A 25,261-nucleotide genomic window follows, 5' to 3' on the forward strand; every position below is an offset into this window, starting at 1 on the left:
GTTTCAACCGATCAAGCCGAGCGCGCCGGCGCTGCGGTAAAGCATATATAAGGCGACGACGAAGATCAGCCCCGCGAAGACGGTATTCAAGACGCCTTTCTGTCCCGACAGGGCCTTGGCGAGCCGTGCGCCGACCAGACCGCCCAGCACGCCGCCGCCGATGAAGACGGCCGCCAGGGGCCAGTCGACCCAGCCATCAAGGGCGTAGTTGAAGGCCGTGGTCAGGCCGAAGGCGGTGACGCCGACCAAGGAAGAGCCGACGGCATAGTAGATCGGCATGCGGGTCGAGAACATCAGGCTGGGCACGATAAGGAAGCCGCCGCCGATGCCGAAGAAGCCCGACATCACGCCCGTGGCCAGGCCCGTGCCGACGAGCTTGGGTGCATTGCGCCGATCAAGCTGGACGTTCGGGTCTCCGCCGGCGGAGCGGCCCCGCAACATCAGTACGCCGACGACCAGCATCAGGACGGCGAAAAGGGCCAGCAGCTTCTGACCATCCACGGCCTTGCCCAGGCTCGAACCCAGAAAGGCTCCGAGCACCCCGGCGACCGCGAACAGACTGGCAATTTTCCATTTCACCGTGCCGTGGCGGGCATGATTGATCACATTGGCGAAGGCGTTGGCGGCCACGGCGAAGGCGCTGGTGCCGATCGCCAGGTGCGGCTCCTTGACCCCGACCAGATAGACGATCAGCGGCACGGCCAGGATGGACCCGCCGCCGCCGACCAGGCCCAGGGTGAAGCCGACGAGCGAGCCGGCGCCGGCGCCGAGGCCGTACTGCAGCGGAGACAGGTCCATGATCAGGCTCAGGCGACAGCAGGGCGAAGCTGGGGGGCGGGTTCGATGTGGTGGGGGCCGGCCAGCCATTCGCGACCGCGCAACATCCCAAGCCAGTAGATTTCGGGCAGGGCCTGGGCCTTCAGATGCCAGGCCAGACGGGTCGGCTTGGTCCCGTCGAGCATCCATTTCGGGAAGCTGGGCAGGAGCTTGCCGCCATAGCCGAACTCGGCCAGCACGATCTTGCCGCGCTCGACCGTGAGCGGACATGAGCCATAGCCGTCATAGACCGCCCGCATCGGCTGGCCGTCCAGCAGCGACAGGATGTTCTCGGCCACCACGGGCGCCTGTTTGCGGGCGGCCGCAGCAGTCTTGGCGTTGGGTGCCGAACAGGCGTCGCCCAGACCGAAGACGTTTTCGAACCGCTTGTGGCGCAAGGTGGCGTCATCCACCTCGATCCAGCCGCTTTCGGCGGCCAGCGGACTTTCGCGAATGAAGTCCGGCGCCGTCTGCGGCGGGCAGACGTGCAGGAAGTCGAACTCGCGCCGAACCTGGCGAACTTCACCGTCCGCACCGGTCACGGCGAAGGTCGCGATCCGCGCCGGGCCGTCCACCGCCACCAGTTTCGATCCGAAGTTCAGGTCGATGCGGTATTTGCTGACATATTCCATCAGGGCCGGAACGTAGTCCTTGACCCCGAACAGCACCGGGCCGGCGTTGTGGAATTCGATCTCGATGTCGTTTCGACCGTGGTCGCGCCAGTGATCGGCCGACAGATACATGGCCTTCTGCGGGGCGCCGGCGCATTTGATCGGCATGGGCGGCTGGGTGAAGATCGCCCGACCGCTCTGCATCGCCTGGACCAGCTTCCAGGTGTAGGGCGCGGTCTCATAGCCGTAGTTGGAGGTGACGTTGTTGCGCCCGAGCGTTTCCGCCAGGCCCGGAATGGCGCCCCAGTCCAGCTTCAGTCCCGGCGCCGCGACCAGCATGCGATAGCCGATCCAGCGGCCGTCGGTCAGTTCGACGCGATCGTGGATGGGGTCGAAAGCCGCGACCGAGCCGCGCACCCACTGGGCGCCTTGGGGGATCAGGTCCTCGGTGCGGCGCCGGGTCCGCTCGGGCGTGAAGACGCCGGCGCCGACCATGGTCCAGCCGGGCTGATAGTAGTGATGTTCGGATGGCTCGACGATGCGGACATCAAGGTCGGGGCGACGACGCAGGAGGCTGGCGGCTGTGGCGATGCCGGCGGATCCGCCGCCGACGATCAGGACATCGCAGGACTCCAGGGGGGCGTACTGGGCGCTCATGACGCGGCTCCTTCGAGACGGGGACGCAGGGCGCCGAGGTCGTAGCCGGCGCTCTTGGCGCGTGCGATCAGATCGTCAGCGCTTATCGAGGCGACGTTCGCCAGCGCCCACAGGGTGGTCGTGCGCGTGCCGGTGCGGCAGAAGCCGAACACAGGCTGGGGCAGGTTGGCCAGAGCCTCGCGGAAGTCCGCCACGTCCTGGTCGGAGATTGCGCCGCCGACCACGGGAACATGGGCGAAAGCCAGTCCCGCAGCCTCGGCGGCCTGGCGCAGATCTTCGGAGCTGGGCTGGCCGGGCTCTTCGCCGTCGGGTCGGTTGGAGATCACCGACCGGAACCCTTGGGCCGCGATGTCGGGCAGGTCTTCCGGGGCGATCTGGGGCGAGGCGGACAGGGCCTCGTCCAAAGGGCGAATATGCATGGCTTTGTCTCCCTAGGGTCTTTTCTGGTTCAGGCGTTTCGGTCGAGGGTCAGGCGGAACAGCGCCATGCCGGCCGCGAGGGCGCCGACGAAGACGAAGGCCTGCCAGGCGCCGGTCGTCAGCGCCGCAAGCGCCGGGCCGGGGCACAGGCCGACCAAGCCCCAGCCAAGGCCGAACAGGGCGGCCCCGCCGACCAGAGGGGTGTCGATGGTCCGGCCCTCGGGCACATGGAAGGTGTCGGCCGCGACCGGAGCCTCCATGCGCCGGCGGATCAGCCAGGCTATGGCGGAGGGGATCAGCGCCCCGCCCATGACGAAGGCCAGAGAGGGGTCCCAGGCGCCCGTCACATCCAGGAAGGCCAGGACGCGGGCCGGGTTGATCATGTCGGACACCACCATGCCGGCGCCGAACAACAAGCCGCACAGGACGGCGACGATCAGCCGGCTCACGCCAGGCCTCCCAACAGGTGGCGGGTGACGAAGACGGTCAGGGCCGCGACGGCCATGAAGACGCCGGTGGCGACGATGGAGCGGGGCGACAGGCGGGCCAGGCCGCAGACGCCGTGGCCGCTGGTGCAGCCCGAGCCCCAGCGGGTGCCGAAGCCGACGATCAGGCCGCCGAGCACCAGCAGCCAGACCTCCGAAGTGATCTGCACCTCGGGCCTGCGGATCAGGGCCGAGGCCAGGGCCGCGCCGCCCAGCAGGCCGGCGATGAAAAGCAGGCCCAGAATGCGCGGCGCGCCTTTTGACAGGCCGGTCGCTGCGGCGGTCAGGCCGGAAATCCCGGCCACGCGCCCATTCAGCAACAGATAGAGACCGGCCGACAGGCCGACCAGCAGACCGCCGGCCAGCGGCCAGATGAAGGGAAGAGGCTCAAGCATCGGAGCCTCGCCTCACAGCGCGTTCAGCGGGACCTTGAGGTAGCGCACCCCATTGTCCTCGGGCTCGGGCGGGCGGCCGCCGTTCATGTTCACCTGAACCGACGGCAGGATCAGCTTGGGCATGGGCAGGGTGGCGTCGCGCTGGGTGCGCATGGCCACGAACTCGTCCTCGCTGACGTCGTCGCGAATATGGATGTTGCCTGTCCGCTGGGCACCGATGGTGGTCTCCCAGGCGAACTCGGTCCGGCCCGGCGGCGCCTTGTAGTCGTGACACAGGAAGACCCGCGCCTCGTCCGGCAGGGAGGTCAGGCGATGGATCGAGCGGTACAGGGTCCGGGCGTCGCCGCCGGGGAAGTCGCAGCGCGCCGTACCATAGTCGGGCATGAACATGGTATCGCCGGGGAAGACGGCGTCGCCGATGACATAGGCCAGACAGGCCGGGGTGTGGCCGGGCACGTGCAGGACCGTGGCCTTCAGACCACCGATCTCAAACCGGTCGCCGTCGTTGAACAGATGGTCGAACTGGCTGCCGTCGCGGCGGAAGTCGGTCCCTTCGTTGAAGATCTTGCCGAAGACCGCCTGGACGGTGAGGATTTCATGGCCAATCGCCAGCTGACCGCCGAGCTTTTCCTGGAGATAGGGCGCCGCCGACAGGTGATCGGCATGGGCGTGCGTCTCGAGCAGCCACTGAACCGTGAGACCTTCGGATTTCACGTAATCAATGAGCGCATCGGCCGAAGCGTGCGTGGTGCGGCCCGACGCCGGATCGTAGTCCAGCACGCTGTCAATGATGGCGCAGACGTCGGAGCCGGGATCGCGCACGACGTGGCTGACGGTGAAGGTGGCTTCGTCGAAGAACGATTTCACGACAGGGCGTTGGCGAGGATCGCCCAGCGCGGCGCGCACGATGTCGGCGGCGTGGTCGCGGGCGGGGTCGGGTGTGGGCGAGGACATGACGTGTCTCCGTTTCGGTGACTCAACACATATACTCATTCATAGTTCGTGCAAGTATGTATTTTAATGTAGCGGAAACGGTGGGATGCGCTTAGCTTGCGGCTATGGACACGATCGACACCGGGCCAGCCGTCTATCCCCCCGCAATGCGCGCCCTGCGCATCAACGATACGGCGCCGGACTTCACGGCGCGCACGACTCAGGGCGAAAGGCGCCTCAGCGACTACCGTGGACGCTGGCTGGTGCTGTTCTCGCATCCGGCGGACTTCACGCCGGTCTGCACCAGCGAGTTCGTGGCCCTGGCCCGGCAGGCCGACGCCTTCGCGGCGATCGACTGCGATCTGATGGCCCTGTCGGTGGACAGTCTGTATTCGCACCTGGCCTGGCTGAAGGACATCTTCCGCCGCTTCGGCGTGAAGGTGCCGTTCCCGATCATCGAAGATCCCTCCATGGCCATCGGCCACGCCTTTGGCATGGTGGACGCCGGCTCGAGCGACAGCGCCACGGTGCGCGCGACCTTCGTGATCGATCCCGAAGGCGTGGTGCGCGCCATCAGCTGGTACCCGATGAACATCGGCCGCTCGGTTGATGAGTTGCTGCGTCTCGTCACCGCCCTGCAGACCTCGGACCGTGAGGCGGCCTCCACGCCGGCGGGCTGGACGCCCGGCGACGCACTGCTGGAGCCGGCCGCCACCACACTGGACGCCGCCATCGCCGACGGTGACGGCGATGCACCCTGGTACTATCGCGAGCGCAGCGCATGACCGACGATCAAGCGGCCGCGATGGAGCGGTTGAAGGAAAAGGCGCCGGAGGCCGCAGAGCTGTTGCGCCAGCTGGCCAACGCCAACCGGCTGCTGATCCTGTGTCATATCGCCGAAGAGGAGCGCTCGGTGGGCCAGCTCGAGGCGGACCTCGGCATCAAGCAGCCGGCGCTATCCCAGCAACTGGCAGAGCTGCGCCAGTATGGCCTGGTCAAGACCCGCCGTCAGTCCCGCTCGATCTTCTATTCGATCGCCGACGAGCGCGCCCAGGCGGTCATGGGGATGCTCTACGAAATCTTCTGCGGCGATGCGAAGGCGGTCGGCGCGCGAGCCGCCGCCCCGGCGCCCCGCACATCGACGCCGGCGCGCGGCGACACAGCTCAGTTCGCCCGCATCACCGCCGTCGCACGTCGCTGACGGCAAACCCGCACAGGAGACTCTAGTGAAGGGCTTCATCGACAATATCGAACGTCTGACGGAAGAGAACACAGACTTTCGCCGCGTTCTGTACACCGGCCACAATCTGCAGCTCGTCCTCATGGCCATTCCGCACGGCCAGGAGATCGGCGAAGAGGTCCACGACGACCGCGACCAGTTCTTCCGCATCGAGGCGGGCGAGGGCGAAATCTGGATCGACGGCGTTCGTCACGCCGTGAAGGCGGATGACGGGGTCATCGTCCCTCAGGGCGCCCGCCACAATGTGGTCAGCACGGGGTCCGAGCCGCTTCGGCTCTACACCCTTTATGGTCCGCCGGAGCATCGCGACGGTACGGTTCACGCCACGGTGGAAGAGGCCTCCGCCGACCACGAGCATTTCGACGGCCGCACGACCGAATAACCGTCAGGGGCCGACGTCGTCCGCATCGGCGCGCCGGTCGTCGGGCCGCGGCAGGTGCAGGTCGATACCCAACGCCTCCGCCAGACGGGTGTCGCGACGATAGATGTCATCGCGAAAGGCGACGCGGCCCTGGCCGTCCAGAAAGGCCGTCCAATAAAGCAGGCGCACGTCGATCGGCCGACCGGTCGCCACCCGGACGGTCTCGCCGCTGTCCAGCGCGGCGTCGAATCGGGCGAGCCTCGCGGGGTCGGGCGCAAGCAGCAGCCGAGCGAAGCCGACCGCGTCCTGCACCCGCACGCAGCCGTGGCTGAGATGGCGGAAGCTCCGGTCGAACGCACCCCGCGACGGGGTGTCGTGCAGGAAGATGGCGTAGCTGTCCTGAAGTTCGAACTTGACCTGGCCCAGGGCGGCGTTCGGGCCAGCGCGCTGAACCACCATGCCATTCTGAATCGTCATGTTGTTCGCCCGCATATAGGCGGCGCCGCGTGGCAGGATCTCGCGCTGGGCGATGGAAGTCGGCACCGTCCAGGGCGGATTGGCGACCACCGAGGCGAAGGGCCGTTCGAGGCTGGGCGTCGCATTGTCGGCGTCACCCGTCACGACCCGCATCGAATGCACGGGCCGACCGTCCTTCCAGTAGACCATGATGGAGGCGGCGGTGTTCACCTCGATCCGTTCCGGGGCGACGTCTCTCTTCAGCCAACGGCGGCGTTCCAAATTCAGCGCGATCTGGCGAGCGCGGGCCTCGGCCGAAATCGAGAGCGCCCGCTGTGTCGCCGGGCCGATGCGGGCGTCCGCTTCAAGACCGTGGCGCACCTGGAACGCCCGAACGGCCTCTTGCACAATGGATCCGTATTCACCGCCAGACGGGCCGACCATCGCGGCGGCGGCTTCGCTTAAATCGCCTTCCACCCGAAGGCGCGGCAGGAGGGCGGGAAGGCGCGGGTCGGACGCAAATGGTTCGATCGTCGCGCCCAGGGCAAAGGGCGGCCAACCGCCGCGGTCGGCGATGGCGCGATAGCGGAGGAAGCCGTCGCACAGGCCCTGATAGCCGCGGTCCTGGGGTGCGAGGCCGGCCATCGTCGCCGCAAGTGTTCCGTCGTCGACCGCCTTTGCGAGGAGAGGCGGCGTGTCGACTTGGTTGCGATCCATCTCCCAGAGCGTCTCGACGGATGCTGGATCGACCCGGCCATGGGCGAGCGCCTCAGCCAGGATCAGGACGGCCTGGGTCAGTTCTGCTTCGCTAAGGGCGAGACCGTCGGGCGCCGACAGCCCGTGGCGGTCCGCCAGAGCTAGGGCGTCCATGGCTTGCCGGCGCGCGGACCCCGCCCAGGCGGGGCGACCGCCGCGGGCGGCGTAGAAGGCTGTAGTCAGAACAGTGATGTCAAAGGCGGCGGGCGCGGGTGCTGCTCGCGCCGCCGTAGAGACCCAGAGCGGCGCCGCTGCGGCCGCCAGCAGGTGTCGGCGGTTCAGGATTGAGGAGCGACGATCAACCATGCCGCCGACACCGCAGGGTTCACCTTAAGGCAGGCTTAAGGTTGGCCGGTCCGCCAGCCCCACCGCGCGAAGATGGCGGCCCCCTCGTCGGACTTCAGAAAGTCGAGGAACGGCTGGGCGTCGGCGTCCTGGCGGCCGGTCTCTGTCACAACGGCGCCGGCGTCGCGGTAGATGCGGTAGGGCTCTTCGACCTCGACCACATCAGCGAGGTCCGGATTGGCGACCTGCCAGATGCCCCAGATGATCCAGGCGTCCAGCGTCGGGTCGTCGATCCAGGCTTGTCGGGCCTCGGCGCTGTTGCGGGCGTAGACGACGATGTTACGACGCAGGGCGCGCACCTTGGCGATGTCGCCGGTGCGACCGGCCATGTCCTCCCACAGGCCGTTCTGGCCCGCGCCGTTGACAACCAAGACCCGGCGATCGGGCTGGAAAAGATCCTCAAGGCCGCCGATGCCGTCCGGATTTCCCGGCCGAACGAGGATGGAGGCGGTGCGCAGATAGAGCGGCTCGACCGCCTCGGCGCGGATGCGGCCCTCCAGGGCGCTGACGAAGTCGGTCATCATCGTCTCGGAGCCTGAGAAGATCAGGTCGCCATCCGCCTTGGCCTGGTCCAGCCATTGGGGCGTGGGTCCGGCGACGACGGCCACGGCGCGACCGGTGCGCGCCTCATAGGCCTTCGCGGCGTCGCGCATGGCGGGGGAGGGGCCGCCGGGACCGTAGACATGAAGTGGATCGGCGGGCGTCTGGGCGTGGGCGGCCAGGGCCGTTGCGCTCAGGAGGGCGGCCAGCGTCAGTGCGGACGGGCGCATCAAGAATTCTCCTGGGGTGGGGCGAAGTGATTGGCGGGAATCTTGAAATAGACGCGCCCGTCCGGCGCGGCCGGCGGCAGCACCCCGCCGCGGATGTTCACCTGAAGCGCGTAGAGCATCAGATTCGGCAAGGGCAGGGTGGCGTCCCGATCGTCGCGGAGCCGCACGAAATCCGCCTCGCCGCGTCCGCCGCCGACATGGATGTTGTCCGCCTTCTGCTCTCTCACGGTGCTGAAGCAGGCGGGCTCGCGGCCATCCGGGCCATAGTCGTGGCCAACGAAGACGGCGGTCTCTTCAGGCAGGGCCAGGATGTCCTGGATGCTTCGGAAGAGAGTCTTCGAGTCGCCGCCCGGAAAGTCGGCGCGCGAGGTGCCGGCATAGGGCATCATCAGGGTGTCGTGGACGAAGGCGTTGCCGCCAATCACATAGGTGATGGAGGCCATGGTGTGCCCCGGTGAGAACATCACCCGCGCCGGCAGGTCGCCAACAGCGAACGTGTCGCCAGCCTTGAAGAGTCGGTCCCACTGGCGACCATCGGCCGGAAAGTCGTCGTCCAGGCCGTAGATGTCCTTCCACAGCTTCTGGACGCCGATGACCTTTTCGCCGATGGCGGTCGGCGCGCCCAGTTTCTCGTTGAGGAAGGGCGCGGCGGAGAAGTGGTCGGCGTGGGGATGGGTGTCCAGCAGCCACTCGACGGTCAGGCCCTCCGCCTTGACGTAGTCCAGGATGGCGTCGGCGTTGCGGGTCGAGGTCGCCGCCGCCTTCTCGTCGAAATCCCAGACCGGATCGATGATCGCGCATTTGCGGCTGACCGGGTCGGAGACGACATACTGCCAACTGCCGGTCTTCTTGTCGTGGAGCGCCGCGATGCGCGCTCCGCCGTGGTCGATGATCTGCATGAAGGCTCCGTTTGGTTTGCGAAGAAAAAGGCCGGACCGCTTGCGAGGTCCGGCCGGAATCCGATCAGGCGGCTTTCGGGGCGTCGGGGAGGTCGCGCGTCGAGAAATACCAGTCGGTGTAGACGTAACCCTCGGAAGCGCGAGCCTCGGCCGCCTCGGCGGTCTTGGGCGGGGGGACGATGGCCGGTTGGCCAGGGCGCCAGTTCTCAGGCGTCGCGACCCCGTTGGCGTCGGAAGCCTGGAGCGCGGTGAGCAGCCGAACGAACTCTTCGATGCTGCGGCCATTGCTCATGGGATAGTAGACCATGGCGCGCAGCTTGCCTTCCGGATCGATCAGGAAGGTGGCGCGAACAGCCGAGGTGTCGGCCGCCCCGGGGTGGATCATTCCGTAGGCCTGGGCCACCTCCATCTTCAGATCCTCGATGATGGGGAAGGGGATTTCGACGCCGAACTTCTCCTTGATGTTCCGGGTCCAGGCTAGGTGCGAGAAGATGCTGTCTATCGAGAGGCCCAGGAGCTCGCAGTTCATGGCGGCGAACTCATTCGCATGCTTGGCGAACCCGATGAACTCGGTCGTGCAGACCGGGGTGAAGTCCGACGGGTGCGAGAAGAGGATCAGCCATTTGCCGCGGTAATCGGCCAAGCTGCGATCCCCGTGCGTGGTGCGGGCGTGAAAGTCGGGGGCGGGTTCGTTGAGGCGGGGCAGTCCGGTCATGTCGATATCTCCTTCAGACGCCCCAATGAACAATTACATACATACTTACGCAAACTAATAGTTCTTATGCCCAGGAAAGGTTCCGCCTATGCCGAGCCGTCAGTTCACAACCAGGGCGTATCCGGCCTGTTGAAGGTGGATGACCGTCATCAGGGCGGCGAGATCAACGCTCACGCCCGCTTCGAGATCGGCTTGCGCGATGCCGTTCCCCGCCATGGCCTGGCCGCACAGTCGAACCTGGACGCCGGCGGCGATGAGGGCGCGGATCAGGGCGCTGTTGGGGTTGGCGTCGCCCTTGCCGCGCGCGGTCCAGGCGGCGTCGGAGAGAACTGCAGGGGTGGCGGCGCCGTGCAGGACGACCACGATCTGACGGTGGTCGGCGTCCACGCCGCCCGCCGCCAGCATATTCACCAGCCGCGCGACGCGATCCAATCCCTTCAGCGGCCTGTCGTCCGCACCGCCCTGGGACACGTCGAAGATGACCCGATAGATGCGCGACGGATCCGGCTGTTCGCCGGCCTCGGGCAGGGGCTTGAAGCCGCCGAAGCCTGAGACAGCCTGGGCGAAGCTCGGGGAGGCCGCCAGGGAGGCGGCCAAGGACAGGGCGATCACGAGGGTTTTCATGGCGGGTTCCGGTGTGCGGGCGCTGGGGGTCAGGGACGGCGGGCGATGAGATCGATCAGGGCGGACCGGCCGCTGTGGCCGGCGCCTTCGGAGACGTCGCTGTCGTGGCTTTTCAGATGCAGGATGTCGAAGTCGGCGAAGGCGTCGCGGAGCAGCGCCTCGGTGTAGAGGTTCTCGACCTGCCCCGGACCGCCGGTGCCATAGGCGATCTGTTCCGGCCGATAGCCCTGCAACAGGACCAGGCCGCCAGGCTTCACGGCCGCCTTCATACGCTCGAAAAGTCGGTCGCGCTGGGGAGGCGGGGCGAACTGAATGAAGACGGCGACCACGACGTCGAACGCACCCTGCGGCCAGCCCCAGGTCTCGAAGTCCGCCACCTGGGCGTCCAGTGTGACGCCACGTCGCTCGGCCAGGGCGAGGGCCTTCTCGACCGCGCGCGGGGCGATATCCGTGGTGGTGACGGCCAGGCCCTGTTCGGCGAGCCACACGCCGTTTCGGCCCTCGCCGTCGGCGACCGCCAGAGCGGTCATGCCGGGCTGGAGCCGCGCGATCTGAGCGGCCAGGAAGGCGTTGGGCGTCTCGCCGAACAGATAGTCCTGGCGGTCATAGCGGCTGTTCCAGAAGTCGCGGGCGGCGACGGAGTCCATAAGGTGTTCCTTCAGATGATGAGGACGCTGACGGGCAGATCGGTCTCGCCAGGCGTATGGTCGGCGAACCAGGATTCAAGCGCGCCCACAGTGTCGATGTCGAGCGTCCGGCGGTCTCGCCCGTAATGTTCGGGCACCCCTTGGGCGGTGACGAAGGCCACCAGATAGTCCGCCTCCGGCTCGACAGGGCGGTCTCCGACCAGCAGGCGGTCGAGGCGCTGCCCCTTGGGATTCTCAAGCTTCACGAAGGCCGTGAGACCCCGGCAACGTTTGATGTAGCCGCCCATCTGCTCATACGGGTCGGCGGCGAAGGTGCGCTCCAGATTTTCTTCCAGCATCGCTTGCAACTCGGCCCCGGTCAGCGTCGTGCGTGAGATCGGCGGATTCATCGGCGCCATATTGTAGAGGTCGCCCAGAGTGACCGGACCCGGCGCGACGGGCGCGCCGTAGCGCCAGCCGTTGGAGAAGGCGATGTCCACGCCCGCCGCCTGCGCCGCCGCCGCCAGCAGGACGTCGTCCATCGGCGCGCTGGCCATGGCGTAGCGGTGAAGGGGGATGGCGGTGCGGCCGACGATGCGCGCCAGACGCTCGCGCTCGGGCGCCAGGGCCATCTCCACCAAGCCGGCGACTTGATCGTCTTCGGGGCCAGCGTCCACGGCTATGAGCCGATGGCGCCGCAGGCACACGCGGCCCTCTGCAATCTCCAGATCCAGCCGGCCGATATAGGCGCCGTGGCAGCCGGACTGGATGATCAGGGTGTCGCCGACGCGGGCCGGTTCGTGCAGGCGGTTATGGGTATGACCGCTCAGGATCACGTCGATGCCCGGCGTTTCGGCGGCCAGCTTCAGATCCTGCGGAAAGCCCAGGTGCGACAGCAGGACGACCAGATCGACCTTTTCCTCGCGGAGCTGGTGCAGCTGCTCGCGGGCTTCGGCCACACCCATTTCAAACCGCACGCCTTCAGAGAAGGCGGGGGGCATCGTCTTGTCGATGATGGGGCAGGCCAGGCCGATCACGCCGATCCTCAGACCGCCGCGCTCGAACACCCACCGCCCGTCGAACTCCGGCGCGCCGTCATCCTTGCGGAAGACATTGGCGGCCAGGACGGGATAATCCAGTCCCGCCGCCAACGCCTTGAACCCCGCCGGGCCATAGGCGAACTCCCAGTGCGCCGTCATGGCGTCGATCTTCAGGGCGTTCATGATCGGAACCAGCGCCTCGCCCCGGCTGGCGACGGCGACCCGCGTGCCATGGAAGGTGTCGCCGTTGTCCAGGGTCAGGCATGCACCTTCGGCGCGCGCCTCTTCGAAGAGGCGCGCGATGCGGGCGACCCCGCCCAGCCGTTCGAACCGCCAGCCGCCTTCGGTGCGCACCAGTTCGGGATGCGGCTCGAGATAGCCGTGGAGGTCGTTCAGCTGGAGCAGGGTCAGGGTGGTCATGGTCGGCTTCAGCGCAGCGGTTGTCCGGAGCGGATACGACCGATCACCGCTTCGAGTTGCGCCTGGGGCATGCCGCCGGGGATCAGATTGCCGTTGATGATAAAGGCGGGCGTGCCCTGCAGGGCCAGGGCCGCCGCTTCTCGACCATTTCGGTCCAGCACCGCGTCGATGTCTGCGCGGTGTTCGGCCAGGTCCTGATTCAGGCGCGCCATGTCCACGCCGGCCGACTGGACCAGACGGGTGATGTCCGCCTGGTCGCCGATGCGCGACGGCGACAGCATGAAGGCGTTATGGACGGCCTCGTACTTGCCCTGATAGGCGGCGGCGAGGGCGGTCCGGGCGGCGGTCTCCGAGACGTCGCCGAAGATCGGCCAATCCTTGTACAGGACGCGCACCTTGGTGTCCGCCTTCAGCAGGCCGTCGATCTCAGGCTGCATCTTCTTGCAGTAGGGGCAGTTGTAATCGACGAAGCCGATGATGGTCACATCGGCGTTCTCGGCGCCGATGAAGGGCGCTGCGGGATCGCGCAGCAGGTCATTGAAGCCGACCTGGGCGATGGGCGGCATGTCTTGTCCGGAGGCGGCGGAAGGGCTGGCGGGCGCCGCGCCGTTGTCGGCGTCGGCCGGGCCGCAGGCGGCGAGCGCCAGGACGGCGGCGAAGGCAGGGGCGAAGGTGCGGTTCATGGAAGCTCCGTGAGGCGAGGGGGTCAGTGCAGACGCGCGATTTCGGTCGCGATCTGTTCGGGGGCGATTTCCCCCATGTGGGCCTTGGCCAGACGGCCGTCGGCGTGGAGGAACAGGGTCACCGGAATGCCGGCCGTACCGTAGTGGCGGGGCAGCGCCATGGCCTCGTCGAACAGCACATGGTCGAGGGCCAGCCCCTGGCTCTGCAGAAAGGCCCGAACGCCGGCTTCGCCCTCGCCCTGGTTGACGAAGAGGAAGCGCACATTCGGATGGGCTTTTTCGGCCTGGGCCAAAGCCGGCATCTCGCGCCGGCAGGGCGGGCACCAGGTGGCCCAGAGATTGATCACCGTAGGCCGATCGATCGGCGCCGAAAGGTCGATCGCCGGTGCGTCCATCGCGGCCAGCGTCAGGGCGGGCGGCGCCATGGGCTGCGTCGCCGAGGCCAACTGATGGGCGGTGGTCCAAACCAAGGCGCTGGCCAGCACAGGCGCAATGGCCCAGGCGCGTTCGCGCGTCGTGCGCAGCAGCAGAATGGTGGCCAGGATCACGACCGGCGCGACCCAGATCCAACTGAATCCGCCCTGCCAGACCGCGAGCGCCCGCCACGGGTCAGCCCCGAAATACTCCCAGTGCGTCGCCACGTGACCGAGGCGGGCGACCGCCAGACCGCCGAAGACTAGGACCGTGCTCCACAGGTTGAAGCGCGGGCTGACCCGGCTGGCCAACAGCCCGACGCCGATCATGAAGACGAACACGCCGGCGATGATGGCGAACCGCTCGCCCGACAGGACGAGCGGGCCCAGGGTGATGGCGTTCATGCGGCGGCTCCGGCGCTCTGCAGGGCGGAGGCGACGTCTTGGGCCGACATCTCTCCGATCAGTCGGCTGCCCGGCGCTTCGGTCGCCGAGGGCGACAGGAAGATCATCGTCGGCGGTCCGATCACTCCGTGCCGCTCAAGAAGCGCGCGCGCCTCGGGCGTGCTGCGCGTGACGTCGACCTTGATGAGGTCGGTGTTCGAAAGGCCGGCGATGACCGCGGGGTCCTCGAACACCGTCCGCTCGATCACCTTGCAGCTGACGCACCAGTCGGCGGTGAAATAGACCAGGGCGGGACGTTCGCGCGCGGCGGCATCGGCGACGGCGCGGTCGAGCGCCGTCTGATCCAGCACGACCGCTGCGGTTTCGACCGGCGCGGCGGCTGAGATTCCAGCGGGCCGCGCCAGGGGCTCAAGCGGACGCCACGGGTCGTCCGCCCCGAGACTGAGGCCGACCAGCAGCAACAGGCCCCAGGTCGCGGCCGCCAGGCCAGCGACACGTGCGACGCCGTTTCTCAGATTCGGGCTCAGCGGCTGGAACAGGCCGAGAGCCGCCGCCAGACCGAGCGCCAGCGCCGCGCCGAAAGCCAGCGTCGCGCTCGGCGGCAGGATGCGGCCGGCCAGCCACCAGGCCATGCCCAGGAAGATGAAGCCGAACAGCATCTTCACCCGGTCCATCCACGGCCCAGCCTTGGGCAGGAAGCGCGCGCCGACCGTGCCGAACACGATCAAGGGCACCCCCTTGCCCAGGCCCAGGAAGAACAGGGCCGCCGCGCCCAGCCCAACGTCGCCGGTCTGTGCGATATAGAGCAGGGCACCCGCCAAGGGCGCGGTGACGCAAGGGCCCACGATGAGGGCGGAGACGAAGCCCAGACCTGCGGCTGAGGGCAGGGACCGCCGTCCGTCACCGCTGTCGCGGGACAGGCGGCTGGTCCAGGCCGAGGGCAGTTGCAACTCGAAGCCGCCGAACATGGACGCGGCGAGAACGACGAAGACGACAACCAGAGCGCCGATCGCCCAAACCGACTGGAGCGCCATCTGCAGGTTCTGTCCGGACCAGGCGGCCGCGACGCCCAGCAGGGCGAAGGCGACGGAAAGGCCCAGCACATAGGCGACCGAGAGCATCAGGCCTCGGCGCGTACCGCGCCCGTCCACGCCGCGTCCGATGACGCCGGCCAGGATCGGGTACATGGGAAAGACGCAGGGCGTGAAGGCCAGAAGCACGCCGAAACCGAAGAAGGCGAGCAGGACCCAGGTGGCCCCGCCCTGCAGCGCCAAGCGATCGACGAAGCCCGGGCTGGGGTCCGGGATGACCGCCGGCGATGGCGCGACCGGCGGAGGCGCCAACGCGCCCTCATCACTCGCGAGTGCGGGTGTGGGTGCAGCGCCCGGCGCCTGGATCGCCAGCAGAGCGGCGGCCTGAGCGGTCTGCGCATCGGCCTCCCGAGCGGCAACCTCGGACTGCGGCCGGGTCGGCACGTCCACTGTCCGCGTCATCGGCGGGTAGCAGATCGAGTCCTCGAGGCACCCCTGGTAGGTGATGTTGACCGACGTCGGGCCGCCAACCTGCGTCAGGGTCTGCGCCGATAGGGTCGCGCGACCCTCGTCATGCCAGACGTCGACGACGCCAAAGCCCGGATCGTCCTTGGTTTCGCCGGTCGCAAGCTCCAGAGGCAGCGATGCTTTCCCGCCCGGCGTGCTGGCGACGGTGTGGTCACGATAGAGATAATGGCCAGGCGCAATGTCCCAGGCGAAGGCCAGGTCGCCGTCAGCCTCACGCGTCACCGTCAGGGAGAAGGCCTTGTCAGGCGATAGCGGAGCCTGACCCAATGCCGAACCCGGAAGGGTGAAGGACAGGATCGCGAGAGCGGCGGGCAACAGTCGGCGGAAAAACCTCATGGCCATCTCGTCGGCAAACGAGCTTAAGTCAGGCTTAAGCCGCAACTTCCACCTCACGCCGCATGAGACTGCTCGCCATAGAAGATGATCCCGTTCTCGCCGACGGCCTCCAGGTCGGGCTCAGCGCCTGCGGCTGGACGGTCGAAGTCGTCGGGCGGGTCGAGGACGCCCTCGCGGCGCTGGAAAGCTCGGCGTTCGATGCGGTCGTGCTGGATTTGGGTCTTCCTGATGGCGACGGCCTTTCGGTGCTGCGTTTCGTTCGCGAGCGCGACATGGATGTCGGCGTGGTGGTCTTGTCGGCGCGCGATGACAGTCGGGACCGCATTGTGGGTCTGGACGCCGGCGCGGACGACTATGTCGGCAAGCCTTTCGATCTCGACGAACTGGCGGCGCGACTGCGCGCGGTGCGGCGTCGCCTGCTTGGGCGCTCGGCGCCCGCCTTGCGCCACGGCGGGGTGACCCTTGATCCCCAGTCGCGTCTGGCTTGGCGTGAAGAGGGGGACCTGCCCCTTTCGAGACGTGAGTTCGCCATCCTGGAGGCCCTGATGGAACGGCCTGCACAGGTCCTCTCGCGCAGTCAGCTAGAAGAACGCCTGTACGGTTGGCAGGAGGAGATCGGCTCTAACGCGGTGGAAGTGCACATCCACTATCTCCGGGCCAAGTTGGGAGCCGGCTTCATCCGCACCGTCCGCGGCGTAGGATACACCCTGCAATGAGCTCGATCCGCCTGCGTCTGTTCGCCACCCTCGCGCTCGTGACCGCCCTCGTCTGGGGCGGCGCGGTCGTCTGGGTCGAGATCCAGACCCGGGCCGAGGTGCAACGGGTGCTGGACCGGCGCCTGATGGAGTCGGCCCGCATGGTCTCGTCCCTGATGCAGGCCGGCAGCGTGCGCCCGGCGATGCAGGCTCCGGAAAGCGGGGCCGCCGATGTCTACGACCGTCAGCTCTCCTGCCAGATCTGGTCGCTGGAAGGCGATCTGATTGGTCGGTCCCAAAGCGCGCCTGCGGAGCGGTTGTCGGAAGGGGGCGACGGTTTTTCAGAACGCACGATCCGGGGCGAGCGCTGGCGCGTCTACACGGTGCATGATCGTGATGCCGGTTTCAGGGTCATGGTCGGGGACAATCTGGCCGTTCGCGAGCACCTGGTCGGCAATGTCGTCACCGCTTTGATCGGTCCGGCGGTCCTTGGTCTGCTGGTGCTTGGCGTATTGATCTGGTGGTCGGTAGGGCGGGGGCTGACCCCTATTCGACAAATGACCCGCAGCCTTGCGGTACGGGATGCGGAAGATCTGACGGCGTTGGACGTATCGCCGGACGCCCGCGAACTCCGTCCCTTCGCCCTGGCGCTGAACGACTTGATGTCACGCCTTGGCGCAGCGCGACGTCGCGAGGCCGAGTTCACGGCCGCTGCCGCGCACGAATTGCGTACGCCTCTGGCAGGCCTGCGCGTCCAGGCGCAGATTGCGGCGTCGTCTTCGGATACGGCCGTTCGAAGACGCGCGCTGGAGCAGATCCAGACCTCTGTCGATCGCACTGCCCGCCTCGTCACAGGTCTTCTCGTCTTGGCGCGCGAGGACGAGATGCCGGTTAGCGACGAAGATCGCCGCTGGGTGACGCTTCGGTCGCTGTTTGCAGGAGCGGAAGGCGATGATCGGGTGTCGATCGTTGAAGGTGACGCGCTGCTTAACGTGGATCCAGATCGCTTCGAGGCAGCGGCTGCCAATCTCCTCGCCAACGCGCAGGCGCATGCGGCATCCTCAGTCGTGATCAGTTACGACCCGACTTCCGGGCGTTTAATCGTCGAGGACGACGGCCCGGGCGTGGCCTTCTCGGATCTGCATCGGCTGGGTAGGCGCTTCTTCCGTGCGGCCAATGCACCTTCCGGAGGGAGCGGTCTGGGCCTCTCTATCGTCCTCGCCACAGTGAAGGCCCATGGGGGACAGGTGCAGTTCTTGCGCTCACCAGGAGGCGGTCTCCGTGTCGAGGTGATAGTTGCTATTGAGGCTTCGGGGTCGATGCATAAGCCTAGCACGCTGACCGACTAACAACGATCTCGGCACGCCGAAAGGGTGAGCTCGGGGCCGATCGCGGATCGGAGGCGGACATTAGATGTTCTCACCTCCAGCGTCTGCTGATGCAAACGGCTGCTGGTCGCACAGCGAGGATAGCCCGCACGCACCCCACTGCTGGCTCACTAAGTTGGGCTAGGGCTTTCGGCGGCTCAGCGGCCGCTGGTCGGGAGATTTCCGACCGGGTTTCTGCTATGGGATTTCAGGAAGTGGGTATTGATCCAGATTGCTGGCTCTTCCCCTCTTCTGGTGACCATATGGTGACCAATCGTCGCTGAGATTTCCTAAGGTCTTAGAAAAATCAGCTTTATCAATAGGATAGAACGAGAGTTCGCGGCATCGAATATCCTCTACTGGGACATCGAACTGGAGCCCTGATCGGCCCGGGCGGCGTTGACCGGTCGTCAACCACATCGGTTCACCGCATCCCAAGACCGGCCGGTTTACAACGGAACCGGGCGCAAAAGGCGTCCGCTGGTATCGACCGCGCCATCCATGTTCCGTTCCGCCGTTTCCTCCGTCGCCGTCGTCGGCCTGGCCCTGGCCGCCTCGCTCAGCGTCGCCTTCTGGATGAACCGCGTCACCGGGGCCGACCAGGCCCAGGCCGCGACCCCCGTCTTCGCCGCGCCGCCGTCGCCCGCGCGCGGCGAACCGGCCCAGGTGCTGAAGGGCGCCGACGGCCATTTCTGGGCCGACGCCCGCATCGACGGCCGGGCCGTGCCGGTGATGATCGACACCGGCGCCAGCGTCGTGGCCCTGACCCTGGACGACGCCCGCCGCCTGGGGGTCACGCCGAACGAGGCCGACTTCGTCCAGGTGGTCCGCACCGCCTCGGGCCCCGCCCCGGCCGCCGCCGTGCGCCTGGCCTCGGTGACCGTCGCCGGCGCCGAGGTGCGCGAGGTCGAGGCCCTGGTGCTGAAGGACGGCCTGCCGCATTCGCTTCTGGGCATGAGCTATCTGGGCCGGCTGTCGGGATTCGAGGCCACGCCCTCGGCCCTGACCCTGCGGCCCTGATCTAAAGCGCCCGGATGGCCACCGCCGCCGCCGTCAGGGCCAGATAGGCGGCGAAGGCCCGTTTCAGCACCCGCCGGTCCAGCCGGTGCGCCAGCCGCGCGCCCAGGGGCGCGGTCAGGGCGGTCATCGCCCCCATCAGCAGGGCCGCCGGCAGGTTGACATAACCCAGGGACAGGGGCGGCCGCCCCGGCGCGTCCCAGCCGAAGACGACGAAGCCCGCCGTGGCCGCCAGGCCGATGGCCATGCCGAAGCCCGAGGCCGTGGCCACCGCCTGATGGATCGGCCGTCCGCACAGGCTCATCAGCATGCCGCCGAAACTGCCGCCGCCGACCCCCATCAGGGCCGACAGGGCGCCGATCAGAGCGCCGGTCAGACGCCGCCCCCAGCCGTGGGGCAGGTCGCGCCACGGGGCGCGGTCGGCCGGCCAAAGACCCATCTGGGCCGCGACCAGCGTCAGGCACAGGGCGTAGATGACGCCCAGTCCCTGCATCGACGCCAGGCCCGCCGCCGCCGCCCCGATCACGGCGCCCAGGCCGACCCAGGGGGTCCAGGTCTTCAGCACAGCCTCGTCCACCGCCCCATGCCGACGATGCGCCGCCAGCGACCGCCACGAGGTGACAACGATGGTCAGGAGCGAACTGCCCACGGCCACATGCAGGTCGCTGGCGCCGCCGACCTTCAACACGCCGAAGGCGTAGAACAGCACCGGCACGATCACCGTGCCGCCGCCGACGCCGAACAGGCCGGCGACCAGTCCGGCGAAGATCCCCGCCCCCGCCAGGGCCGCCAGCAGCAGGGCCAGGTCCGCGGGGCTCAGGCCGTTCACGCCCCGGCGTCCGGCGCGCCCCCGGCCGGCGTCTCGTCCAGACCGCCCAACAGGGCTTCGCGGCCCGCCGGATTCAGCACCGCCCAGGTGGTGATCGCCGCCGCCAGGGGACCGACCGACAGGCCCAGGTAGCGGCCCAGAAGAGCGACCTGGGCGGCGACGGGGTTCAGCGGCTGGCCGACCAGGCTCGCCGCCGCGCCGGGCTCCGGCGCCAGGGCGGGGTTCAGCATGGGCGCGATCTCGCCCCAGGTCACCGCCGTCGCCGAGACCAGGAACAGCCCCGCCGTCACCAGCACCCCGACGCCCAGGGCGCGCCATGGCCGCACCGTGCGCGGCGGCGCGATCAGGAAGGCCGCCAGCAGCGGCGCCGTCAGCAGCATGCGCCGGATCATCTCATGACTGAGGGGCTGGAAATAGGGTTCGCCCGAGGCGGTCGGCAGGCGGGTTCCCATCAGCCAGCCGCCGTCCGAGGCGGTGCGGATCTCTCCGGTCAGGCCGAACAGGCGCACGAACAGGCCGGTGATCGGCCGCAGAACCGCCGCCGCCAGATCGGCCCCGACCCACCACCACAGCGGCAGCAGGACCACCAGGGCGCACAGGGCCCACAGGCCGAAGCGGCGGCGCGCCGCCTCCTCGTTGGTGCGCGCCCGCAGCATGTCGCGCCAGCCGCTCATGACCCTTCCTCCGCGCGGGCCGCGGCCTTGCGGCCCTGGCGCTCCTGCCAGCGGGTCCAGAAGAAGAAGACCAGCAGCCCCTCCAGACCGATCATCGCGTCCCAGACATAGGCGTGGAAGAATTCGAACAGATGTTCGGACCCGCGCGACAGATACAGCAGGCTGACGATCCGGCCCAGGTTGACCACCTGCAGGGCCACGACCCCCGCCGCCGCCCCGACCAGCCCGTCGCGCAGCCGGCCGGGGAAGGCCAGGATGGCCGCGACCAGAAGGGCGCACACCTCCACCGCATTGCAGCCGGCCAGGACCTGGACCGCTCCGCGCCCGTCGCTGAACCTCAGGATGTCACCCTGGGCCAGGACGCGCGGATCGAATGGCCGGACCAGCCCGGCCGACAGATCGACCAGCCAGCGGGTGAAGGGCTGGGTGAACCCCTTGTCCGCCCAGGGCGTCGCCAGGACGCTGAACAGGGCCAGGGCCACGATGCCGAACGTCAGCAGATAGCGGACGCCCGGATTGGCCAGCAGTCGTTTCATCGTCTTCCCCCGCAGGCCCGTCCACGCAGGCCTACGATCCTGTGCCCGCACATCGATGTCGGCGCAAGGCGCGGCCGATCAGGCCGTGCGCCGCCGGTGCAGCCGCAGGGCCGCCCCACCCGCCAGCATCAGGCCGAACAGGATCATCGCCCACTCCGACAGGGTCGGCACGACTGCCGGCGCAGGCGGCGCGGCGACTATGAACTGGCCCAGGGCGGCAGGAGACGCCCCTGTGTTCACCGTGTCCGTCACCGTATTGGCGCCCGTGTCGATAATGGACACGGTGTTCGAACCGTAGTTGGCCGCATAGAGGCGCGTTCCGCTCGGCGTCAGGGACACGCCCCAGGGATAAAGGCCCACCGTTACAGTCGCGGTCACGGCAAGTGTGGCCGCATCGACGACCGCAACCGTAGAGTCCTGGCTGTTCGCCACATAGAGGCGCGCGCCGTCCGACGAAATCGCCAGGCCGCGCGGGCGATTGCCGACGAAGCCGGTGTCAATCACCGTCCGGGTGGCCGTGTCGATGACCGACAACAGGCTGGAATCGGTGCTTGCGACATAGAGGCGGCTTCCGTCGGGCGACAGGGCCAAGGCCATGGGGCCTAGGGGCACCGCAATGGCCGCGATCCGGAGGCCGCTGGCGACATCGATCACCGACACCGTATGGGACCAGAAATCCGCGACATAGACGTAGTCGCCGGCCGGCGACACGACGAGAGCTTGCGGCAGATCGCCCACGCCTATGGTGGCGATGACCGTATCGGAGGCGGTGTCGATCACCGATACGCTGTCGGCATCGGCGTTGGCGACATAGACGCGATCGCCGCTGGGCGACACCGCCACCCCCGCCGGGCCGGACCCGACGCCCACGGTCGCGGTCACCGTATTGGCGGCGGTGTCGATGATCGAGACGCTGTTGGACTGGCTGTTGGCGACATAGGCGCGATCGCCGCTCGGCGACACCGCAACGCCGAACGGCGCCTGGCCCACGGCGATGGTCGCGATCGGCGCGCCGGTGGCGGTGTTGATGACCGAGACATTATGCGAGGCTCGATTGGTGATATAGGCGTTCTGCGCCCAGGCGGGCGTGGCGCACAGCAGGATCGCGACCGCCAGGCCGACAAGCCTCGCCGACGTCGCCGACGCGATCCCTGGTCGATGGTTTTCCATGACGCGCCCCCTCGTGGTCCCCGACCGGCTATCAGCAGGGACTCTGCAAGGCGATGTCTGTGCGTCTCAATCCGCTGTGGGGCGCGCAACCAGCCTCAGTCGCCGGCCGACAGGGTCCTTAGCCAGGCCACGGCCTGGCCGTGGCGCATATCGCCGGACCGCGCGGCGCCCGCCTCGGGCGGGGCCACGCCCTCGTTCGGACCCACGCTGGAAGGCGTACAGCCAAAGCGGTCTCTGAACAGGCGGCTGAAATGCGGCTGGGACGCGAAGCCGTGGGCCAGGGCCACCTCGCCGATCCGACGGGCTTCGGGGTGGGACAGCAGGTGGCGATAGGCCCGTTCCAGCCGGCGCGACTGGATGTAGCGGCCGACTCCACCCTCGGCCTCGAAGGCGCGGTACAGGCTGGCGCGCGATCCGCCGCACACTCGCGCCACCTGGTCCGGCCCCAGGTCGGGGTCCAGCAGACGCCGCTCGATCACCCGGGCGGCCCGCCAGCGCAGGCTCTGCCGCAGGGCGGTCTCGTCCTCGGGCGCCAGGGCGCGCGCGTCGCCCATGGCCCGCCCGGCCATGATCAGGGCCGCGCGCACCCCGGTCTCCAGCTGGTCCGGCGACAGGACCGAGGACAGTCTGGACAGCAGCCGGATATGGCCGCTCAGCACCCGCCCGGCCTCGCTGGCGACCGGCAGGACGCGACCATGCAGATCGGCGGCCAGGAGGGCGGGCGGCATCCTGTCGCGCGGGACCATCAGGGTGGTCAGGCAGACCCGGCGGTATCGGCCCGCACTGGGCCGCGACAGGTCCCGGAACTGCACGTCTCCCGCCCGCGCCCGCAGGGGACGACCGTCGGAGTCGCCGAGCACCGGCGCCATGTTGACGACCAGGTTCAGTCCGTCGATCTCGGACCGCCGCGTCAGGTCGCGATTGCGGATCATGGTCTGGGCCGGGCTTTCGCCCCATCCGACCAGACCCATGGGCCCCAGGGTCATGCCGCTGCGATTGTAAAAGCGTCGCCGGGCGCGGGGCGCCACCCCTTCGATGGCGTAAAGCCCGCCCATGCCCTGGCGATAGCGCTCGAAGGCCTCGTCCCGCCCCGCGCCACGAACGGCCCAGGCGGCGTTGGTCTCCTGGACCGACCCCATGACGCTGCCCCCCGGCGGCTAAGCAACAATGGCGAACACTTTCGTGGCCCGAAAGGAGATCCGCCTCAGCGGCCAGGATCACGGCCCTGGGCGGAAAAGGCAAATTTCCCCGCCTCAGACCGTCCGCCGCCGCTGCAGATGCATCGCCGCGCCGCCGGCCAGCAGCAGACCGAACAGGATCATCGCCCACTCGGTCATCGTAGGCACGACGGCGACTGGGGGCGCATAGGAGACCAGGACGGGCGTGGTGGGGGCGCCGCCGCCGGTGAAGCGGCTGCTGTTGTCGATGTCACTGTCCGGGCCGCCGTTGCTGGAGCCGCAGGTTCCCGGCCCCGAAGCGGCGCTGTCGCCGCGCCGATCCAGGCAGACATAGTTGTTGCGGCCGGCGGCCGCGAAGCCGCCTTCGTAGAGGAAATAGGAGAAGCGCGCCTCCACGTCGGCGAAGTTGTTCACCGGATAGGTCGCGCCGGTTCCGTGCAGCACCTGCAGCACGAGGCGATAGCCGGTGATGTTTCCCGCCCCGTCCGTCGAGATGACGGCGTTGGCGATCCGGGCCCGGGGATCCGTCGAGTCATAGATCACCGCCCCATCGTCGATATCGAAAGCCAGCAGATCCGGGCCGAAGTCGTAGTTGGTCAGATTGGGCGCGAAGGGCGCCGGAACAGTGAAGACGCCTTGGACCCTGTCCGCCAGGGAATAGGGCGAGCACGGCCCGACGGTGCAGACGCCGCCCATGTCGTTGACGGTGGAATAGGTCCCGCTCTGAACGCTGTAGACGGCCTGGGCCGCGGCCGGCCCCGCCAGAGAGATCACGGCCGTCGCGGCGGCGGCGGCGAGCCAATGGATGGTCATGGGAAACGGACTCCAGAATTGGAACAGTGGGCTCAGGCGTTGCGGCGCCGCTGCAGATGCAGGGCGGCGCCGCCGGCCAGCAGCAGGGCGAACAGGATCATCGCCCATTCGGTCAGGGTCGGGACGACGGCGGGTGTGGGCGCGGCCACATAGGTGATGGTCGGCGGGCTGTTGCTGAAGGCCGTCGAGGAATGGGAATCCGCCTCAATCCAGTCGCAGGCTTCAGTCGGCCATGGAGCGGCATATCTCTGACGGCACAGGCCATTGCTGTAGGTCGAGGTCCACAGCGGAGTGACCGTGACGCCGCTGATGCGAGAGTTGGGATCATTGGGCAGATTCGCCAGATAGGGTGGTCCCGGAATGCGCTGAATCTGGAACTGGAAGTAGGTTATGACGCCAGCCGCGTCGGTGCTGACGAAGGCCATGGAAACGACGAAGCCGGGCGTGAGGGTGAAGTTTCGCGGCCCGTCATTCAGCTGGATGGCCGCGATCAGGGGCTTGATGTCCAGGCCGGCGGCGTTGGGGGGCAGGGGCGCGTTCAAGCTGATCACGCCCTGAACCTTCTGGCCGGGGGCATAGTCGGCGCAGTCGCCTACGGTGCAGGCGACCGCGTTGGACCAACTGCTGTAGGCGGGCGTCTCGATACGGATTTCCTGCGCGCCCGCCGGGGTCGCCAGCGACATCAGCGTCATAGCCGCCGTGGCGGCGACCCATCGCGCCGCCGGCGATGCAAGCCGCCTCAACCGATTGATTTTCATCACGCCCCCTTTGTCGATCCCCGCTACCAGCGAGGCGACGAGGAGGCGATGTCTGGGCGTCTCAATCTGAAGGGGCGATCATGCCGGGTGGACGCGGCCCAGGTTTGGGGCCGCATCGGCCGCGGACTTGTTGGAAATGGCGACCCCGGGAGGACTCCAACCTCCGACCTCGGCTTTAGGAAAGCCTTGCTCTATGCAGCTGAGCTACGGGGCCACGCGCAGGGGGACGTAGCGGCAGATGCGCGCGCCGCCTAGCCCCC

The 25,261-nt window shown here is 68.1% G+C and carries 29 protein-coding genes and 1 tRNA gene; 6 read left to right on the forward strand and 24 right to left on the reverse strand.

Going from position 1 to position 25,261, the window contains the following annotated elements; translation table 11 throughout:
* Positions 1 to 3 precede the first annotated feature (3 nt).
* The 6 genes from KF910_RS07410 to KF910_RS07435 are packed head-to-tail and all read right to left on the reverse strand — an operon-like array spanning position 4 to position 4,337.
* Entirely contained in the window at positions 4 to 798 is a 795-nt protein-coding gene (locus KF910_RS07410) for a sulfite exporter TauE/SafE family protein (RefSeq protein ID WP_035308649.1), read from the reverse strand.
* Positions 799 to 806: 8 nt separating this feature from the next.
* Positions 807 to 2,084 carry an NAD(P)/FAD-dependent oxidoreductase gene (locus KF910_RS07415; RefSeq protein WP_035308651.1) on the reverse strand — a complete coding sequence of 426 codons (1,278 nt, stop codon included), beginning with the start codon at positions 2,082 to 2,084 and terminating at the stop codon, positions 807 to 809.
* Entirely contained in the window at positions 2,081 to 2,503 is a 423-nt protein-coding gene (locus KF910_RS07420; protein WP_035308653.1) for a TIGR01244 family sulfur transferase, read from the reverse strand. Before KF910_RS07420 ends, KF910_RS07415 begins: the two co-directional genes overlap by 4 nt.
* 29 nt (positions 2,504 to 2,532) lie before the next feature.
* Positions 2,533 to 2,952, reverse strand: a complete 420-nt coding sequence (locus KF910_RS07425; RefSeq protein WP_035308654.1) for a DUF6691 family protein — start codon at positions 2,950 to 2,952, stop codon at positions 2,533 to 2,535.
* Positions 2,949 to 3,383: a YeeE/YedE family protein gene (locus KF910_RS07430; RefSeq protein ID WP_035308657.1), complete on the reverse strand. Its 435-nt coding sequence runs from the start codon at positions 3,381 to 3,383 to the stop codon at positions 2,949 to 2,951. Before KF910_RS07430 ends, KF910_RS07425 begins: the two co-directional genes overlap by 4 nt.
* A 12-nt stretch (positions 3,384 to 3,395) precedes the next feature.
* A complete protein-coding gene (locus KF910_RS07435; RefSeq protein WP_292260063.1) occupies positions 3,396 to 4,337 on the reverse strand; it encodes an MBL fold metallo-hydrolase in 942 nt (313 codons plus the stop codon).
* Between the two features lie 104 nt (positions 4,338 to 4,441).
* Between KF910_RS07435 and KF910_RS07440 the strand changes: the two genes are divergently transcribed.
* From KF910_RS07440 to KF910_RS07450, 3 genes are read left to right on the forward strand one after another with little or no spacing between them, the layout of a single operon-like run.
* On the forward strand, positions 4,442 to 5,101 hold the full coding sequence (locus tag KF910_RS07440) for a peroxiredoxin (protein WP_035308662.1): 660 nt from the start codon (positions 4,442 to 4,444) through the stop codon (positions 5,099 to 5,101).
* Complete coding sequence (locus KF910_RS07445; RefSeq protein ID WP_035308664.1) at positions 5,098 to 5,517, forward strand: ArsR/SmtB family transcription factor; 420 nt, start codon at positions 5,098 to 5,100, stop codon at positions 5,515 to 5,517. Before KF910_RS07440 ends, KF910_RS07445 begins: the two co-directional genes overlap by 4 nt.
* A gap of 25 nt (positions 5,518 to 5,542) precedes the next feature.
* Positions 5,543 to 5,938, forward strand: a complete 396-nt coding sequence (locus KF910_RS07450; RefSeq protein WP_035308666.1) for a cupin domain-containing protein — start codon at positions 5,543 to 5,545, stop codon at positions 5,936 to 5,938.
* Positions 5,939 to 5,941: 3 nt separating this feature from the next.
* Here KF910_RS07450 and KF910_RS07455 read toward each other — a convergent pair whose 3' ends face one another.
* The 10 genes from KF910_RS07455 to dsbD all read right to left on the reverse strand — a co-directional run bounded on the left by KF910_RS07455 (position 5,942) and on the right by dsbD (position 16,009).
* Positions 5,942 to 7,435: a L,D-transpeptidase family protein gene (locus KF910_RS07455; protein ID WP_081836188.1), complete on the reverse strand. Its 1,494-nt coding sequence runs from the start codon at positions 7,433 to 7,435 to the stop codon at positions 5,942 to 5,944.
* 35 nt (positions 7,436 to 7,470) lie between these two features.
* Positions 7,471 to 8,244 (reverse strand): substrate-binding domain-containing protein, encoded by a 774-nt coding sequence (locus KF910_RS07460; RefSeq protein WP_035308668.1) that lies wholly within the window; start codon positions 8,242 to 8,244, stop codon positions 7,471 to 7,473.
* The gene (locus KF910_RS07465; RefSeq protein WP_052005015.1) at positions 8,244 to 9,143 is read right to left on the reverse strand and encodes an MBL fold metallo-hydrolase; all 900 of its coding nucleotides are present in this window, start codon (positions 9,141 to 9,143) and stop codon (positions 8,244 to 8,246) included. The genes KF910_RS07460 and KF910_RS07465 overlap by 1 nt, the downstream gene beginning before the upstream one ends.
* Positions 9,144 to 9,207: 64 nt before the next feature.
* Positions 9,208 to 9,858 carry a peroxiredoxin gene (locus tag KF910_RS07470; protein WP_035308669.1) on the reverse strand — a complete coding sequence of 217 codons (651 nt, stop codon included), beginning with the start codon at positions 9,856 to 9,858 and terminating at the stop codon, positions 9,208 to 9,210.
* Between the two features lie 99 nt (positions 9,859 to 9,957).
* Positions 9,958 to 10,482, reverse strand: a complete 525-nt coding sequence (locus tag KF910_RS07475; protein WP_052005017.1) for a DsrE family protein — start codon at positions 10,480 to 10,482, stop codon at positions 9,958 to 9,960.
* Positions 10,483 to 10,511: 29 nt separating this feature from the next.
* Positions 10,512 to 11,129 carry an SAM-dependent methyltransferase gene (locus tag KF910_RS07480; protein WP_035308670.1) on the reverse strand — a complete coding sequence of 206 codons (618 nt, stop codon included), beginning with the start codon at positions 11,127 to 11,129 and terminating at the stop codon, positions 10,512 to 10,514.
* A gap of 11 nt (positions 11,130 to 11,140) precedes the next feature.
* A complete protein-coding gene (locus KF910_RS07485) occupies positions 11,141 to 12,568 on the reverse strand; it encodes a bifunctional metallophosphatase/5'-nucleotidase (RefSeq protein WP_035308671.1) in 1,428 nt (475 codons plus the stop codon).
* Between the two features lie 8 nt (positions 12,569 to 12,576).
* Positions 12,577 to 13,251 (reverse strand): DsbA family protein, encoded by a 675-nt coding sequence (locus tag KF910_RS07490; RefSeq protein ID WP_035308672.1) that lies wholly within the window; start codon positions 13,249 to 13,251, stop codon positions 12,577 to 12,579.
* A gap of 23 nt (positions 13,252 to 13,274) precedes the next feature.
* The gene (locus tag KF910_RS07495; protein ID WP_035308673.1) at positions 13,275 to 14,069 is read right to left on the reverse strand and encodes a TlpA disulfide reductase family protein; all 795 of its coding nucleotides are present in this window, start codon (positions 14,067 to 14,069) and stop codon (positions 13,275 to 13,277) included.
* On the reverse strand, positions 14,066 to 16,009 hold the full coding sequence (dsbD, locus tag KF910_RS07500) for a protein-disulfide reductase DsbD (protein WP_292260068.1): 1,944 nt from the start codon (positions 16,007 to 16,009) through the stop codon (positions 14,066 to 14,068). The genes KF910_RS07495 and dsbD overlap by 4 nt, the downstream gene beginning before the upstream one ends.
* A 17-nt stretch (positions 16,010 to 16,026) precedes the next feature.
* Here dsbD and KF910_RS07505 point away from each other — a divergent pair, with 17 nt between their 5' ends.
* From KF910_RS07505 to KF910_RS07515, 3 genes are all read left to right on the forward strand, one after another.
* On the forward strand, positions 16,027 to 16,680 hold the full coding sequence (locus tag KF910_RS07505) for a response regulator transcription factor (RefSeq protein ID WP_035308676.1): 654 nt from the start codon (positions 16,027 to 16,029) through the stop codon (positions 16,678 to 16,680).
* Positions 16,677 to 18,008, forward strand: a complete 1,332-nt coding sequence (locus KF910_RS07510) for an ATP-binding protein (RefSeq protein WP_035308677.1) — start codon at positions 16,677 to 16,679, stop codon at positions 18,006 to 18,008. The genes KF910_RS07505 and KF910_RS07510 overlap by 4 nt, the downstream gene beginning before the upstream one ends.
* Before the next feature lie 519 nt (positions 18,009 to 18,527).
* Entirely contained in the window at positions 18,528 to 19,046 is a 519-nt protein-coding gene (locus KF910_RS07515; RefSeq protein WP_292260071.1) for a TIGR02281 family clan AA aspartic protease, read from the forward strand.
* 1 nt (position 19,047) lies between these two features.
* On the opposite strand, the gene KF910_RS07520 is transcribed toward KF910_RS07515, so the two are convergent.
* The 8 genes from KF910_RS07520 to KF910_RS07555 all read right to left on the reverse strand — a co-directional run bounded on the left by KF910_RS07520 (position 19,048) and on the right by KF910_RS07555 (position 25,215).
* Entirely contained in the window at positions 19,048 to 19,872 is an 825-nt protein-coding gene (locus KF910_RS07520; protein WP_292260074.1) for a sulfite exporter TauE/SafE family protein, read from the reverse strand.
* Positions 19,869 to 20,546 (reverse strand): exosortase H-associated membrane protein, encoded by a 678-nt coding sequence (locus KF910_RS07525; protein WP_292260077.1) that lies wholly within the window; start codon positions 20,544 to 20,546, stop codon positions 19,869 to 19,871. Before KF910_RS07525 ends, KF910_RS07520 begins: the two co-directional genes overlap by 4 nt.
* Entirely contained in the window at positions 20,543 to 21,082 is a 540-nt protein-coding gene (gene xrtH / locus KF910_RS07530; RefSeq protein WP_292260079.1) for an exosortase H, read from the reverse strand. The genes KF910_RS07525 and xrtH overlap by 4 nt, the downstream gene beginning before the upstream one ends.
* Before the next feature lie 78 nt (positions 21,083 to 21,160).
* Positions 21,161 to 22,252 (reverse strand): IPTL-CTERM sorting domain-containing protein, encoded by a 1,092-nt coding sequence (locus KF910_RS07535; RefSeq protein ID WP_292260082.1) that lies wholly within the window; start codon positions 22,250 to 22,252, stop codon positions 21,161 to 21,163.
* 95 nt (positions 22,253 to 22,347) lie between these two features.
* Positions 22,348 to 23,391 (reverse strand): helix-turn-helix transcriptional regulator, encoded by a 1,044-nt coding sequence (locus KF910_RS07540; RefSeq protein WP_292260085.1) that lies wholly within the window; start codon positions 23,389 to 23,391, stop codon positions 22,348 to 22,350.
* Positions 23,392 to 23,505: 114 nt separating this feature from the next.
* Positions 23,506 to 24,243 (reverse strand): IPTL-CTERM sorting domain-containing protein, encoded by a 738-nt coding sequence (locus tag KF910_RS07545; RefSeq protein WP_292260088.1) that lies wholly within the window; start codon positions 24,241 to 24,243, stop codon positions 23,506 to 23,508.
* A 32-nt stretch (positions 24,244 to 24,275) separates the two neighbouring features.
* Complete coding sequence (locus KF910_RS07550) at positions 24,276 to 25,001, reverse strand: IPTL-CTERM sorting domain-containing protein (RefSeq protein WP_292260090.1); 726 nt, start codon at positions 24,999 to 25,001, stop codon at positions 24,276 to 24,278.
* A 137-nt stretch (positions 25,002 to 25,138) separates the two neighbouring features.
* A tRNA-Arg gene (locus tag KF910_RS07555) sits at positions 25,139 to 25,215 on the reverse strand.
* Positions 25,216 to 25,261: the final 46 nt, after the last annotated feature.

The organism is Brevundimonas sp., assembly GCF_019636155.1.
Taxonomy (GTDB): Bacteria; Pseudomonadota; Alphaproteobacteria; order Caulobacterales; family Caulobacteraceae; genus Brevundimonas.

What these genes read in the sequence shown, in the direction of transcription:
- KF910_RS07410 (WP_035308649.1), bottom strand. Translation starts at nt 798, where the DNA reads ATGGACCTGTCTCCGCTGCAGTACGGCCTCGGCGCCGGCGCCGGCTCG.
- KF910_RS07415 (WP_035308651.1), bottom strand. Translation starts at nt 2,084, where the DNA reads ATGAGCGCCCAGTACGCCCCCCTGGAGTCCTGCGATGTCCTGATCGTC.
- KF910_RS07420 (WP_035308653.1), bottom strand. Translation starts at nt 2,503, where the DNA reads ATGCATATTCGCCCTTTGGACGAGGCCCTGTCCGCCTCGCCCCAGATC.
- KF910_RS07430 (WP_035308657.1), bottom strand. Translation starts at nt 3,383, where the DNA reads ATGCTTGAGCCTCTTCCCTTCATCTGGCCGCTGGCCGGCGGTCTGCTG.
- KF910_RS07435 (WP_292260063.1), bottom strand. Translation starts at nt 4,337, where the DNA reads ATGTCCTCGCCCACACCCGACCCCGCCCGCGACCACGCCGCCGACATC.
- KF910_RS07440 (WP_035308662.1), top strand. Translation starts at nt 4,442, where the DNA reads ATGGACACGATCGACACCGGGCCAGCCGTCTATCCCCCCGCAATGCGC.
- KF910_RS07445 (WP_035308664.1), top strand. Translation starts at nt 5,098, where the DNA reads ATGACCGACGATCAAGCGGCCGCGATGGAGCGGTTGAAGGAAAAGGCG.
- KF910_RS07455 (WP_081836188.1), bottom strand. Translation starts at nt 7,435, where the DNA reads ATGGTTGATCGTCGCTCCTCAATCCTGAACCGCCGACACCTGCTGGCG.
- KF910_RS07460 (WP_035308668.1), bottom strand. Translation starts at nt 8,244, where the DNA reads ATGCGCCCGTCCGCACTGACGCTGGCCGCCCTCCTGAGCGCAACGGCC.
- KF910_RS07465 (WP_052005015.1), bottom strand. Translation starts at nt 9,143, where the DNA reads ATGCAGATCATCGACCACGGCGGAGCGCGCATCGCGGCGCTCCACGAC.
- KF910_RS07470 (WP_035308669.1), bottom strand. Translation starts at nt 9,858, where the DNA reads ATGACCGGACTGCCCCGCCTCAACGAACCCGCCCCCGACTTTCACGCC.
- KF910_RS07475 (WP_052005017.1), bottom strand. Translation starts at nt 10,482, where the DNA reads ATGAAAACCCTCGTGATCGCCCTGTCCTTGGCCGCCTCCCTGGCGGCC.
- KF910_RS07480 (WP_035308670.1), bottom strand. Translation starts at nt 11,129, where the DNA reads ATGGACTCCGTCGCCGCCCGCGACTTCTGGAACAGCCGCTATGACCGC.
- KF910_RS07485 (WP_035308671.1), bottom strand. Translation starts at nt 12,568, where the DNA reads ATGACCACCCTGACCCTGCTCCAGCTGAACGACCTCCACGGCTATCTC.
- KF910_RS07490 (WP_035308672.1), bottom strand. Translation starts at nt 13,251, where the DNA reads ATGAACCGCACCTTCGCCCCTGCCTTCGCCGCCGTCCTGGCGCTCGCC.
- KF910_RS07495 (WP_035308673.1), bottom strand. Translation starts at nt 14,069, where the DNA reads ATGAACGCCATCACCCTGGGCCCGCTCGTCCTGTCGGGCGAGCGGTTC.
- KF910_RS07505 (WP_035308676.1), top strand. Translation starts at nt 16,027, where the DNA reads ATGAGACTGCTCGCCATAGAAGATGATCCCGTTCTCGCCGACGGCCTC.
- KF910_RS07510 (WP_035308677.1), top strand. Translation starts at nt 16,677, where the DNA reads ATGAGCTCGATCCGCCTGCGTCTGTTCGCCACCCTCGCGCTCGTGACC.
- KF910_RS07515 (WP_292260071.1), top strand. Translation starts at nt 18,528, where the DNA reads ATGTTCCGTTCCGCCGTTTCCTCCGTCGCCGTCGTCGGCCTGGCCCTG.
- KF910_RS07525 (WP_292260077.1), bottom strand. Translation starts at nt 20,546, where the DNA reads ATGAGCGGCTGGCGCGACATGCTGCGGGCGCGCACCAACGAGGAGGCG.
- xrtH (WP_292260079.1), bottom strand. Translation starts at nt 21,082, where the DNA reads ATGAAACGACTGCTGGCCAATCCGGGCGTCCGCTATCTGCTGACGTTC.
- KF910_RS07535 (WP_292260082.1), bottom strand. Translation starts at nt 22,252, where the DNA reads ATGGAAAACCATCGACCAGGGATCGCGTCGGCGACGTCGGCGAGGCTT.
- KF910_RS07540 (WP_292260085.1), bottom strand. Translation starts at nt 23,391, where the DNA reads ATGGGGTCGGTCCAGGAGACCAACGCCGCCTGGGCCGTTCGTGGCGCG.
- KF910_RS07545 (WP_292260088.1), bottom strand. Translation starts at nt 24,243, where the DNA reads ATGACCATCCATTGGCTCGCCGCCGCCGCCGCGACGGCCGTGATCTCT.
- KF910_RS07550 (WP_292260090.1), bottom strand. Translation starts at nt 25,001, where the DNA reads ATGAAAATCAATCGGTTGAGGCGGCTTGCATCGCCGGCGGCGCGATGG.